Source organism: Polaribacter sp. Hel1_33_78 (genome assembly GCF_900106075.1).
In the GTDB taxonomy this organism is placed as follows: Bacteria; Bacteroidota; Bacteroidia; order Flavobacteriales; family Flavobacteriaceae; genus Polaribacter.
This window is the reverse complement of the sequence record NZ_LT629794.1, coordinates 971621-985550: the sequence shown is the minus strand read 5'-3', so window position 1 is coordinate 985550 and position 13930 is coordinate 971621. Positions and strand designations below refer to the sequence as shown.

At 28.7% G+C, this 13930-nt stretch carries 13 protein-coding genes; all 13 read right to left on the bottom strand.

The genetic code is table 11. The annotated features are described in order from the left end of the window. Positions 1-45: 45 nt before the first annotated feature. The 13 genes from BLT88_RS04225 to BLT88_RS04165 all read right to left on the bottom strand — a co-directional run bounded on the left by BLT88_RS04225 (position 46) and on the right by BLT88_RS04165 (position 13930). Positions 46-1944 (bottom strand): alginate lyase family protein, encoded by a 1899-nt coding sequence (locus tag BLT88_RS04225; protein ID WP_172824252.1) that lies wholly within the window; start codon positions 1942-1944, stop codon positions 46-48. Positions 1945-2030: 86 nt separating this feature from the next. After that, complete coding sequence (locus BLT88_RS04220) at positions 2031-3095, bottom strand: glycosyltransferase (protein WP_091953206.1); 1065 nt, start codon at positions 3093-3095, stop codon at positions 2031-2033. Between the two features lie 203 nt (positions 3096-3298). After that, positions 3299-4300 carry a glycosyltransferase family 1 protein gene (locus BLT88_RS04215; protein WP_091953204.1) on the bottom strand — a complete coding sequence of 334 codons (1002 nt, stop codon included), beginning with the start codon at positions 4298-4300 and terminating at the stop codon, positions 3299-3301. After that, positions 4293-5510: a hypothetical protein gene (locus tag BLT88_RS04210; protein WP_091953203.1), complete on the bottom strand. Its 1218-nt coding sequence runs from the start codon at positions 5508-5510 to the stop codon at positions 4293-4295. The genes BLT88_RS04215 and BLT88_RS04210 overlap by 8 nt, the downstream gene beginning before the upstream one ends. Before the next feature lie 7 nt (positions 5511-5517). Beyond that, a complete protein-coding gene (locus tag BLT88_RS04205; RefSeq protein ID WP_091953201.1) occupies positions 5518-6444 on the bottom strand; it encodes a glycosyltransferase family A protein in 927 nt (308 codons plus the stop codon). After that, positions 6437-7750, bottom strand: coding sequence for a lipopolysaccharide biosynthesis protein (locus tag BLT88_RS04200; RefSeq protein WP_091953200.1), 1314 nt, complete (start codon positions 7748-7750; stop codon positions 6437-6439). The genes BLT88_RS04205 and BLT88_RS04200 overlap by 8 nt, the downstream gene beginning before the upstream one ends. Beyond that, on the bottom strand, positions 7735-8277 hold the full coding sequence (locus tag BLT88_RS04195; RefSeq protein WP_172824250.1) for a DapH/DapD/GlmU-related protein: 543 nt from the start codon (positions 8275-8277) through the stop codon (positions 7735-7737). The genes BLT88_RS04200 and BLT88_RS04195 overlap by 16 nt, the downstream gene beginning before the upstream one ends. 49 nt (positions 8278-8326) lie before the next feature. Continuing rightward, the gene (locus tag BLT88_RS04190) at positions 8327-9217 is read right to left on the bottom strand and encodes an NAD(P)-dependent oxidoreductase (RefSeq protein WP_091953197.1); all 891 of its coding nucleotides are present in this window, start codon (positions 9215-9217) and stop codon (positions 8327-8329) included. Position 9218: 1 nt separating this feature from the next. Beyond that, entirely contained in the window at positions 9219-9761 is a 543-nt protein-coding gene (locus tag BLT88_RS04185) for a dTDP-4-dehydrorhamnose 3,5-epimerase family protein (RefSeq protein ID WP_172824248.1), read from the bottom strand. A gap of 3 nt (positions 9762-9764) precedes the next feature. Then, on the bottom strand, positions 9765-11090 hold the full coding sequence (gene rfbH, locus BLT88_RS04180; RefSeq protein ID WP_091953193.1) for a lipopolysaccharide biosynthesis protein RfbH: 1326 nt from the start codon (positions 11088-11090) through the stop codon (positions 9765-9767). Further along, on the bottom strand, positions 11090-12163 hold the full coding sequence (rfbG, locus tag BLT88_RS04175) for a CDP-glucose 4,6-dehydratase (RefSeq protein WP_091955647.1): 1074 nt from the start codon (positions 12161-12163) through the stop codon (positions 11090-11092). The genes rfbH and rfbG overlap by 1 nt, the downstream gene beginning before the upstream one ends. After that, the gene (rfbF, locus tag BLT88_RS04170) at positions 12154-12927 is read right to left on the bottom strand and encodes a glucose-1-phosphate cytidylyltransferase (protein ID WP_091953191.1); all 774 of its coding nucleotides are present in this window, start codon (positions 12925-12927) and stop codon (positions 12154-12156) included. The genes rfbG and rfbF overlap by 10 nt, the downstream gene beginning before the upstream one ends. A gap of 10 nt (positions 12928-12937) precedes the next feature. Further along, positions 12938-13930, bottom strand: coding sequence for an FAD-binding oxidoreductase (locus BLT88_RS04165; protein ID WP_091953190.1), 993 nt, complete (start codon positions 13928-13930; stop codon positions 12938-12940).

Here is a 13930-nt window from a genome sequence, read left to right as displayed (position 1 = left end):
TTTATTTTTTGAATTATACTTTATTCCAATAATAATGCCAATCATTTAATATTCTGTAACTTTTATTCTTGTCACTATTTTTAAACTTTCTTTTACTATCATTTCTCCAAAAACCACCGAAGTAGGTTCTTTTTTCATGAAAGATTCAGAATACCAGCCTAAAAAAGGTTCCGCACTACCTCTAACCAAATTCCATTTCAATTGGTCATCCAAATGTAAACTAACAGCAGCACCTGAGGCGTGCGATAAAGTATAATTGGTTATAGTGCTCTTTGTTATTTGAATCGTTGGATGTAAATGAAATGGCATAAAAATTTTGTGCTCCTTGTTGTCTCTAATAATGATATTATCCTCAATTAAAAATTCATTTATTTTTTTATTAAATTCAAATGATCGGATGTGCTGTACGTTTGACTTTTGATTATATGTTCCTACAACACGTTCGATATTTCTTTGCTGAACACAAGAAATAACTTTAGGTTTATAATGATTTAGCCACAGGGTATCACTAGCATGAAATGCTTGATTTTCATCATCTATAGTAATCGTGTTATGTGCTTGAGAACTCACAAAGTATTTTCTCCATTTTTTTTCAGTGTGATAACTATAAGTTCCAGAATCAATAAAAAAAGGATTACCATTTACATGAATTAAAAATGATAAAATATCAGAATGGCCATGAGCTGCTATTGATAAATAGCCTAAAGGGGCTATATCTAAATGAGCATATATCTCTTTATCTTTTATTAACTTTCTAAAAATAAAATGTCCTTCTTTTGGATAAAATTTTGTTACTAATTCTTTCTTTTCTCTATCCATTAATTTTTCAAATAATAAATAACCATCATCAGAAAAAAGTAATTTATTTTTTATGTCATATTCAGACTTTGCAGACAAATATGATTCATCATTAAAAATGATTGAAGCAGAAACCAATAAAGATTTGAAGTTATTAAAGTGACCTATTTCCGAGAAATTAAGAACATACCCGTCGTCTTCATCACCATATTTTGGAAAATTTAGATTAACATCCGTAAATACCAGGATGTAATCTAATATTTGTTTTAATGCCTTTTGAAATTCTTTTGAAAACGAATCATTGCATTTTTCGCCAATTATAAAGGGAAGCAAAAAGAAATCAGTTATAAATTGTATATATTCGGCAGCCTCTTCTTTATTTACTCCGTTAGAGTGCTGTTTTAGTATCTCCTTTTCCAAGCCATCCTTAGCATAGCTTCTCCAAAACTCTGACTCTTTAAATCCCCAAACTGAAGTAGCTAAATATAATCCTGAATACTCTGAGACTAAATGATTATTAGCAGAAGAATACTTAGATGGATTATTAAATGAGTATTTACAATGTTGATAAATAACAGGTAACCATTTAGTATTTACAAATTCCTTAAAAATTTTAGATTTATTCATTAATTCTTCAGCATCTAATAATTCCCAACAAAAGAACCAATTTATTAATCTGATATTTACTTCTATATTACTATACCAATTAACACCCAACAAATAAGGATTTGCTTCAATCCAAGATTCATTCAATTCAATAAATTTATCTAAAAATTTTTCATCCTTTGTTTTATTATAATTTATAGCAATATGAATTAAAAACTGTAGTCTATTTATTTCCCATACATTTTTTGCAGAAAGATTTGCACTTTTTCTAATATTAATGTTTTTTGAAAAAGTCAAAGCATACTTCTCACCAGAGAAAACGTCTTTATGCCAATCAATTTGTGAATCAAAAAAATTTATTTTTTTTCCAAACACGGAAAATTCATCGTCAAAGATAGGAGTATCTATTTCACCTATTTTTAATATCTTTTTTGTCTTAGGTATTAGTATAGTACCTAAAGTTTCACCAACAACAAAGAATGATTCAAATTTCTTTTGAAGAATTTGTTTAAATCTATATGGTATCTCCAGAAGAGACATCGTCTTTAATCTAAAAAAATACCATTTTAACATACTTAGCAATTTGTTTAAAAATTTATTAATTAAAATTTTTGTTATACTAAATTCTATTTCAACTCCATTACAAAATTCACAGCTTCTAGAAAACCTCTAAACATTATTGAGATATCTGCCTTTTCCTTTATTATTTCTTTAGCACTTTGAGAAAATTCACTGTAAAGCTTTTTATTTTGTAAGATTAATAGCAGTTTATCTTTCAAGTCTTCATTAGTGTTACAAATAAAGCCATTCTTTTCATTTTCAAGGTAAATAATTTCAGGACTATGACGAACATTCAAAGCTAAGCAAGGTAATCCCCAAAACATTGCTTGATTGATACCTAATCCATTTGTTCCTGGTATACAAAAAACATCTGAGGCTTTAAAGATTTTATTAACTTCCAAATCATCATATATTGCCCCTAAATATGAAATATTTTTTGAACTGCTAATTTGTGTTGAATTTTCTTCAGAAAATCCTGGCCCAACAATAATTAAACCATATTGTTCAAATTCACCACTTTTAAAAATTTCAATAAGGACCTCTATTTTTTTTCTTTCTTGAACCCTACCAACAAACAGTGCATACTTTTCGAAATTTAAATGGTATTGACTTTTAATAGTTGAAACACTTTCTTGCACATCAGGAATCATTTTAAAATTAATTGTATTGTTTGCATAAAATGTCTTTGAATGATGCTTCTTTTTTATATACTTTAATTCGTTTTTAGTATACAGTAGAATTGCACTTGACGCTTTGTGAAAAAAACTATAAATAAATAATTTTAACTTATTATTAGGATCTTGTAGGTTAATTCCATGATTCCAATAGATGTTTGGGGTTTTATGAACCCAAGTATAAAAATACAAAAACCATATTGACCTATTGGTGGGGTGCAAAAAATTAATAATGACATCAGGTTTTTCGTACTTTAGGTATTTATGTAGCTTATAAAAGCTTGACCCTACAAAAGTAATCTTATCTTCTAGCAGACCAAAATTATCTTCTTTGCATGCGGTAGAAACAACAACCTTAAAATCAATATCTTGTTCCTTGAATAAGTTTATAAATTCAGAATAGACTTGAGCTCTATATTTGTATAGCTTATTTGATACAAGTATTACTTTTTTCATTATTTAAATTGTTAAAAGAAACCAGTTCTTAATTAACTTTATGTTTTTGTTTATACAAATTATAAGGCCTGGTAAATATTATTTGAAATCACAAGTGATGTAAAATTGTCAATTTTATTATTTTTTTTTACACAAAAAAAAACTATTAAATTTCCATTCAAAAACATATTAAAATTGACACTTATAAATTAATTTACCTAAAATCATTTGATAAAACTTTCTATTACAAATGAACCAAAATTAGACCATGTATATTTTGAGACGTAATTACTAACTAAATTATTACTTTTGTTATTACTTTTTAATTTATCTATAAGCTTAGGAATATCTTCAAAAGAATTATAACATGATACTATTTTATTATTAGACAGTTCTTTAAAACTCCCTACATTAGGTCCTATTATCTGTTTCTCAGAAGGCAAACTAAATATTAAAGAACCGGAACTTAAAACTGAATCCTCAGTATACGTAAATAAAATAAACCTTGATTGATTAATATTATTTACAATATCTTCATCACATAATCTTTTATTTATGAAAGTTATATTTTCATTTTTAATTACTTCACTAAAAATAGAATTTTCTAATTCTTTATTTTGACAATAACCACAAACAAGTAATCTATATCTTTTAAAAAATTCTTCATTATTAAAATATTTAATAAAACCATCAACATTTTTGTACAGATGTATTGTACCCCAAATGATAATATCATATTTTATGTCTTGAGCTTTATAATCTAAATTAGAATACGTTGGATGAGGGAAATATTTTACATCGGTTCTATTAAAGTTTTTCTTTACAAAATCTACACCCTCAAGACTATGAGTAAATATTAAATGTGCTTTTTTAATGCAGAATGCTAAAGCTTCAAAAGATTTTTTAGTTTTAATATTATGAGCTGTTTTATTGTGTAAAATAAAAATGTTTTTTTTACCTAAAAATAATCGAATATTAAAAACCAATTTAAATAAGTAATACTGGACCAATCCAAACCTGTGGTTGGGTATATTTTCTGGCCAATTTATAATATGATAATCAGTAAATAGATTTATAAATAAGGATACAATATCATTATTAACATTAAACTTATAATAATTTGTAACATTAACTTGCTTATCTAATACAAAAGCAAACTCTTGTAAATAAGGATTATTACTTTGGTTTTTTCTTACGCTATTTGGAAAAATAAATACTTTAAACAATTTTTTTTATTTTTTTTGTGTGAATACTTTGATCTATTAAATATAAAAAAACTACAAACACCACTGTTGCAAAAGTTTGACTAAATGGAAAAATCATGATACATAAAACTGTCGTATACAATAAGAACTGTTTTTGATAAATCTCTAAACTTCTTCTATGTCTAAAATAAATACAGAAAAGAAGATGAAGAAATGTTATCCCATAGATTACGCCATTTTTATTAATAGCACCTATTATACCGATATCATTTCTATAGAACCCATTAAAATCCTTATATTTCTGAATTTCCTTGCCATAGGTTGAACTTTGATGTTCTGGACCATTACCAAATAATATAGTACCGTAACCATCCCAATAATCATATAAGAAGAAATTATAAGATTGAAATCTTACATAGTTATCATTCGTAGTATCGTCTTGTGCAGAGGTTATCAACTCCCCAAATAAACTCTCAACATTCATAGAAACTATAAGTGTTACAATTATTATTCCTATGAATAATGCTATTTTTTTATTAAATGATTTTATAAGTAAAAATGCTAAAAGAATATTTATGATCACACCAAATAGTACTTGTCTTGTCATAAATATATAAATCCCAATCAGAAAAAAATAACATAAAATAGCTGTTTTATTTAGAAGATTAATTTTTAAAATAAACTTTTGAAATATTATAAAAAAAGCAATAATTAAGATATCAATACCGCTAATCATGTACCTATAAAACCCTAATCTAATTTCAATTTCTTTACCTGTTAATACAGAGTCTCCTCTAGTGTAAAACCAATAAGATGGATAAGTTAGTTGTTGAATGATAGAAATTGTCACATATAAGACTGCCAGCACTATAATCGACCTAATAACATCAGTAGCTGAGATATTAATTCTATGCAAAACAAAATATAACAACCATATTAATTCAAATCGCCACATGTAAATGGATAAAGAAATATCTTGATTATGAGATATGTAAGCAGGTATTATACTAATAAGTGGTAATAGTATAAAAAGGTACACATAATTTTTAAAATGCATTTTTATATTATACCTACTGCCAGTAATTGTTATCCATAAAAATAATAACAACAAAATAATTTCTAATCCTTTGTAAACTTGAATATTAATTCCTTTAAAAGAAAAGAAATGTGTAAATACTAATATTACAAACGTGAGAAAAAAAAATTTAATTGATTTTACTTTAACTTTCATTTAAATACTATTTTATTGTAAAAATTATTAATCTAGAAATTTTTGAAATAATTTTTTTTAAGCTAGATGGCAAATATTTGTAACTCATAATTTTTTTATGATACAAAGAAGCAAAACCACGTTTTTTATAATTTGGTAGCTCATCCAATATCAATTTTTGTAGTATTTCATCCTTTTTATTTAAATCTTTGCCAACAATATATTTTTTAATGAAATCTGCATATTTGGGAATACTATTCCATTTATTTTTGATATTTACAGTATTACTAATATTGTTTTTATGATTACGATAAATAAATAAAATTTTTGATGTATACGCCACACCTCCTTCAAGACTTAGTTTAAACCATGTTAAATCATCACTACCCCAACCATCAGGCATTGCAAAAAATCCCCCTATTTTATTTAGAGCATTCACCCTTACTGTAAAGTCTGATAAATACATTTTTCTATAGCCCATTATACGATGATAAATAAAATCAAATGAATTTTCAAACTCAGAACATAAAGATGATAAAATAGCTCTATCACTACCTTCATAAATAATTTTAACTCTACAATGAAATAAATTACAATTTAAATTTTGTTGAGATAATTTTACCATCTCCTCTATATAATTTGATTCCCATAAATCGTCATCACATAAAATAGAAAAAAGATCGCCACTAGATAGTTTCAACGTCAAATTCCAATTATCTATCATGGCTAATTGCACTTCATTTTCATGATATTTAATTCTATCATCGTTAAAAGAATTATAAATATCTCTTATTTTATCCTTAAAATCAGCTGTTTTTGCATTATTAACTAAAACTATTTCAAAATTAGTGTACGTTTGTTTTAAACAAGACTTAATAGCTTCTGTTAAAAAAACGTCTTTAACTACAGGTAAACCTATTGAAAATAGCTTATTGTCATTTAAAGTTTTAATCATTATAATTTAATTTTAGTGCTTTAAGGTATTTAATAGACCATACTACAACATAAAATGAAGGCAAAACTAACGCTATTAAATTAGCAACTACTATTCCTTGCAAACCATATTGTATCCCTCCAAATATGGATAATGGCAAAGTTAAGCAGGCGTTTATAATTGCTGGTATTATAAACGTATTTGCTCCTGTAGCAATAATGGAATTAGCAAATGCATTGTGGTTAACATATAAAACCACCAAGATAAGCATGGGTCCAAAAATATTGGCTCCTAAATAAGAGCCCTCTCCTAGCCATAAAGGAAATAGTATTGGGGCAGCTATAAAAACTACAACACTCAATAAAGTTGCAACACTTAAGGATATTACTACATTTCGTTTTACAAGTTGTAGCATTCCATTTACATCATTTTGAGCAAATTTTTGTGAAATAAAAGGATACATCATTGTGGTAACCATTCCTGAAACTGCTAAAATAAGTGTAGTTACTCTTTGAAGTCCAGCATAATAGGGTATAACTTCTAAACCAATTAAACGTTCTATCACAAAGAAATTAGATTGTAAAACTATAAAAGAAGTAATGTTTAACATAAGAATTTTTCCACTTTCACTAAACATACTCATGACCTCTTTAACTGTAGTATACGAGCTTTTAGTAATTATGTACCCTTTATTAAGCCTATTAAACGTAGTTTTAGCAAAGAAAGAAAAAATTATACCTGATAATAAATAAACAGCTCCTAAAGACCAAAAACCAAAATCTAATTTTAATACAAAGTAAAAACCTATTAAATTAATTAGAGCTATAAAAATTTGTATAAACTTATCCCAACCTACCTCGCCAAAGCCATTTATTAGATGAAAATATTTAATAAAATAAATTCGTAACATAAAACTTACAGACAAAAGCAACCAACATAAAGTACCTTGAAATATAAAGTTTTGCTCTTTTAAAACAAAATAAATATAAAACACATAAATTACAGAACAAATTAAAATAACTAATAAAGTAGCAATACTATAGCTCCATTTTACAGTAGCCCAAATACTATTATTAACCTCTAATGAAGGGTACGTAGATTTTAATTTTGCTGATATACGAGTTACGACAGGTGCTAAACCAGCTTGCCCAAGGCGTATTAAAACTGTAAAGGATATAAAAAATAACCAAATACCAGCAATTTCTTCACTTAGAAATTTAATTAACATTGGTAAAACTATTAACCCAGCAATACCATCGATTCCTATACTTGTAATTCCCGCAATAAATCCAAAAGAAATTTTCCTAGAGATTAAACCCTTTCCCATTTTTTTGTTTTAAAATTATATTGTTTAATTACTTTTGCTGGATTTCCAACCGCAATTGAATAATCAGGAATATTAGAATTTACAACACTATTTGCTCCAATAATACAGTGTTTACCTATTTTAACTCCTGGGAGAATAACAGCATTATTGTAGACATATGTTTCGTCACCAATTTCTACAGGAAATGTTTTTATTTTTGCTTTGTTTATTGGGATAGATATATCCTCATGAGGATGTATAATATCTGTTATTGTAACATTAGCTACAATAATTACATTTTTACCAATTTTGATTTCTTCTGCACATGTAATATGACAATTTTGATGAATTTGTGAAAAATCATTTATAATTAATTGTGGTTGATATTTTTCATTAGCATATTTTGTAATCAATTCAATTCTACTATTAGGCATCAAAACTACTCTGTCTCCAATTGATATTCCCTCTTTAAAATTTAAAATTAGTTGTTTATGTATAACTGAATTTTTGCCAATTTTTTTAAATTGAAACGAATAAAAAAAAATCATTATCCTTCTTGTTAAAAAAGTATAACCCTTTTTGAAAAAAATCAGTAATTTACTTATCATTAATTTTAATTTTAACTCCTTGCTCAATATTTATTTTATTAAACCAACCTAAAATATTTTTATTTTGTCGTTGGTCCGCTACAGCATACATAACATCCGATTTTCTATAAGGCTTGCCTCCCCAATTAATATTTGTTTTTTCACCAGAAACTTCTTCTACTATTTTTGCCAATTCTTTTAAGTTGGTTCCTATACCTGTACCCAATTTAAACTCACTTGTATTAGGCAATATGTTTATGTTATCTATTAAGCTTAAGTAAAAATTAACTACATCATCTATGTGAATAAAATCTAACACTTGTTCTCCTGGTGATAGTTGCAAAGGCTCTTTAGAATTGGTAGAATCAAAAATTAAATCTATTATTTTTTTTTGAGTATCAACACCTCCATAAATTGTATAGGGTACTACTGTTGTCTGTTTAAAATTATAAGCATTTGCATAATAGTCAACTATAGCTCTCGAAGCCGTTTTAGTTGCAGCATAAAAATAAGCGGGAAGTAATTCACCATCGCCTTTAAAATATTCAGCAAATGTTCCGGTATTTACAAATAATTTTAACTCATTTGTTTTTACAGCATCTAATATTTTTGACAAAAAAAGAATGTTAGTATCAACAAGTTTTTCAACATCTGTCCATTCATCCGAAGAAGTTAAATAGGATGCTAAATGAATTACAATTTCTGGTTTAAAAAATTTAATCTTTTGATTAAAATTAGCATCATTAACCTCAATTTTTTGTGTTTTATTTCCAAAAAAATCATCTGATTTAGATATACTTCTTGTAATTTCTAAAATTTCATATTCATTTTCAATTAATTTTGGAATTAAGTGTTTACCAACAAATCCTGTACTTCCTGTTATTAAAATTCTTTTACACATTCTAAAAAGGATTATTAATCATATACTCTTTAAAGGTTAAAAAATCAATATCTCGATTTGATAATATTGGTGCTTCTAATTGCCAATTATAACCAAAGGAATCATATTTAATACCCATATCAGCATTGGCATTGTATTCTGTGGCTACATTATAAACTGTTATAGTGTTATCCTCCAAAGCCTTAAAACCATGAGCACAACCTTTAGGTATAAAAATTGACTTGTAATTGTTATCAGTTAATTCTACACTAAAATGTTTCATATAAGTTTCAGACTCTTTTCTTAAATCAAGTACAACATCCAATATTGCCCCTATGGGTACATAAACTAATTTTTCATGATCATGAGGGGGCATTTGAAAATGCATCCCTCTGATCACGTTTTTTTTACTTAAAGAAAAATAAGATTCTCTAATAGAAAATGGTATATTATTATTCTCAAAAGTTTCTTTGTTAAAGGTCTTAACAAAAAGTCCTCTTTCGTCAGAAGCATTGAAGTTGTTAATAATAAAAACACCTTCTAAAATAGTAGTTTCTAAAGTCATCAATTAAAAATTTAACCCAAATAACTCTTCCATTTTATCAGCTACAAAGTCAAAATGAACTTCATCTAATGCTGGCTGTACCCCAATCCAAAATGTGTCATTCATTGTTTTTTCTGTATGCGTTAAATCTCCCACCACTCTATATTCAACATCTTTAAAATAAGGCTGTTTTAATAAGTTTCCTGCAAAAAGCAATCGAGACCCAATTTTATGTGAATCTAAAAACTTCGTAACATCTACCCTTGAGACACCGCAATCATCTTTTAATGTAATTGGGAAGCCAAACCAAGAAGGATTACTATTAGGAGTAGGTACTGGTAAATGGATAAAATCAGTTAATGATTCTAATTTATTTCTTAAATAGGTGTAATTACTTCTTCTCTTTTCGATGAAAAATTCTAATTTCCCTAACTGCGCTAACCCACAAGCGGCCTGCATGTCCGTTATTTTTAAATTATACCCAGAATGTGAATACACATATTTATGGTCATATCCAAAAGGTAAATCCCCGTGTTTTTGCTCAAATCTGCAACCACAAGTATTATCACAGCCTGGTGGACAATAACAATCTCTTCCCCAATCTCTAAAAGATTCTGCAATCACTTTTAATTGTGGATCATTCATAAAAACAGCACCTCCTTCTCCCATCGTCATATGGTGTGCTGGGTAAAAACTTAAGGTACCAATATCTCCAAAAGTTCCACATTTTTGACCGTTGTACTCAGCTCCTAAAGCATCACAGGTATCTTCAATTAACCATAGATTATGCTTATCACAAATTTCTTTTACTCTGCCCACATTAAAAGGATTCCCTAAGGCATGCGCTAACATAATTGCTTTTGTTTTAGGCGTAATTGCAGCCTCAATTAAATCTACGTTGATATTATGTGTTTTAATATCTACGTCTACAAATACAGGTACTGCACCAAATTGAATAATTGGATTCACCGTAGTTGGAAAACCTGCTGCAACTCCAATTACTTCATCTCCTTTTTTTATAGCTCTATCTCCTAATTTTGGTGAAGTTAGTGTGCTAAAAGCTACTAAATTTGCGGATGAACCAGAATTTACAGATAAACAGTATTTTACACCTAAAAATGCGGCTAATTTTTGTTCAAACTCAGTATTAAATCTTCCTGTAGTTAACCAGCCATCTAAAGAAGCTGAAACCATATTTTGTAATTCTTCTTCCCCTAATAATTTTCCAGAAGGTGGAATCAAAGTCACCCCTTTAACAAATGTGGTAGGTTTATATTGTTCTGCAGCATATTTAGTGACTAAACTTGCTATTTCTTCTCTTAGTGAGTTTAATTTATCTTGAGATTCCATTAATTTGAATATTTTTTAATTTCTGTTAAACATTGTTCTTTTACATCGCCTTTATTTACATAAACTTGATGCCATTCTATGATTAGTTTTAGAGTTTGTTGTAAACTCCACTTTGGTTGCCATTTTAATCTATTAGCCGCTTTTGAGCAATCTAATTTTAAAAAACCTGCTTCATGAGGATTGTTATTTTTATCTAACTCCCAACTTGCTCCTTCACCCCAATTAGACACCATTTTATCTAAAATCCAGTTTACGGGTTGGCAATCTTCATCTTTGGGTCCAAAATTCCACCCTTCAGCATATTCCTTTCCGTTTTCAAATAACTCTTGAGCTAATACTAAATATCCCGAAAGAGGCTCTAATACATGTTGCCAAGGTCGAGTAGATATTGGATTTCTAATAACGACAGACTCCGATTTTTCAAATGCTTTTAAAATATCTGGAATTAGTCTATCATCGGCCCAGTCTCCACCTCCTATTACGTTACCCGCTCTTGCAGATGCTAAAGAAGCAGTGTCTTCCGAATTAAAAAAAGAGCGTCTATATGCTGAAGTTACTAACTCTGCACACCCTTTACTACTGCTATAAGGATCGTGCCCTCCCATGGGTTCATTTTCTCTATAACCCCAATCCCATTCATTATTTTCATAACATTTATCTGTAGTTACAGAAACTATAGCTTTCAAATTAGGACAACTTCTAGCAGCTTCCAGCACGTTAACAGTACCTATAACATTTGTTGTATAGGTATCTACAGGTTCTTGATATGAAAGACGCACCAAAGGTTGTGCAGCCATATGAATTAAAATATCTGGATTAAAGTCAAGCATCGATTTAGAAATTTGATTCAAATTTCTAATATCACCAAATTCAGAGTTCATGTTTTCTTCAACATTTGCTTCTGTGAAAAGATTTGGTTTTGTATTTGGTTCTAATGAATACCCTTTAACAATTGCTCCCATAGATTGCAACCATAAAGAAACCCAAGAACCTTTAAATCCAGTATGACCGGATAAGAATACTTTTTTAGATTTCCAAAATTTTTTGTTTACTTTTCCTTTTGTTACTTCCATACTTTCCAAGGTGCTTTATTAGTATCCCATAATTTTTGCAAATGCGTTTTGTCTCTTAACGTATCCATAGGCTGCCAAAACCCTTCGTGTTTAAATGCCATTAACTGCTTATCTGCAGCCAATGCTTTTAAGGGTTCTTGCTCCCAAACCGTACCGTCGTTTTCTATTCTATCTAGTACTTTGGGCGATAATACAAAAAAACCAGCATTGATTAAAGCCCCATCTCCTCTCGGTTTTTCTTGAAACTTCATAACTTGACCTTCACGTATATCTAAAGCTCCAAATCTACCTGGAGGAAAAGCAGCTGACAATGTAGCCTCTTTTCCATGAGATTTATGAAAAGCTAATAATGCTTTAATATCGATATCAGCAACACCATCGCCATACGTAAAACAAAATGCTTCTTCATCTTTCAAATAGGTTGCAACTCGTTTTAATCTTCCACCCGTCATAGAATTATCACCAGTGTCAATTAAAGTAACGGTCCAAGGTTCTGCTCTTTTTTCATGCACAATCATCTTATTATCAATCATTTTAAACGTAATGTCTGACTGGTGTTTAAAATAATTCGCAAAATATTCCTTGATAACATATCCTTTATAGCCGCAACATATTATAAAATCATTAATCCCATAATGAGAATAGGTTTTCATAATATGCCATAAAATTGGTTTTCCTCCTACTTCGACCATCGGTTTTGGTTTTGATACAGTTTCTTCACTTAATCGCGTTCCTAAACCACCTGCTAAAATTACTGCTTTCATATTTCTTTTTTTAATTTGTTTCTACAAAGGCATCTGAAAAGAAATTATTTTCTTTCAAAGAGTTTTGCATAAATACTTTTTTTGCTGATTGAATCATTTCATTAGAACCACAAGCATAAACTTGTGTATTCTCTAAATTGATCTTTTGTTTTAAAACTGCATCTTGTACATATCCTTTCTCTACTGACCAATCTTCTTTTTGACGCGAAAGTACAGGAATATATTTAATTTCTATATTTTTATTTTCAAGATTTGGCTCCCAGAATAAATCCTCTTTATATCGAGCTCCAACAAAAACAAAAAACTTTTTATGTTTAAAGTCAGAAGTAGACTCTCGAATGTTCTCAAGGATTGCTTTGATAGGCGCAATACCTGTGCCTGTTGCTAAGAAAACGATGTTTTCATAATTAGATTCTCTTAGAAAAAAAGACCCTAAAGGACCTTCCATTCTTAACAAATCATTCTCCTTGGCTTCCTCAAACCAATATTGACTCATCAATCCCTTTTCATATTTTTTGATAAAGAACTCCAAACTTGTTTTTTCTTTAAAGGCATTGGCTACTGAATAACTTCTTTTGAGGTTTCCTTTGATTAGATTGACATATTGTCCCGAATTGTATTTAAAATTAGCATTCGGTGGTAATCGTAAACTGACTTTGATCACATCATGCGTGAGTTTTTGAATCGATTGAATTTTAGCGGGTACAATTTTCTTGTCATACAAGGTAACATTACCCAAATCTTCCACGTCTAGCATTAAGTCTGTAGTTGGCATCGCATTACAAGAAAGCACAAAATTTTTTCGCTTTTCATCATCAGATAACACCAGATCGTCTAGTTTATTTTTTGTAGTACCCTCTGCAATTTTAACAACACAACTTCTACATCTTGCTGTAAGACAACTGTGCTCTAAAAAAATTCCGGCTGTTTTGGCCGCTTCAAATATGGTAGTATTTGAAGCGCAGGTAAATGTTTTATTGTTTTTTAAACTTATTTCGAACAT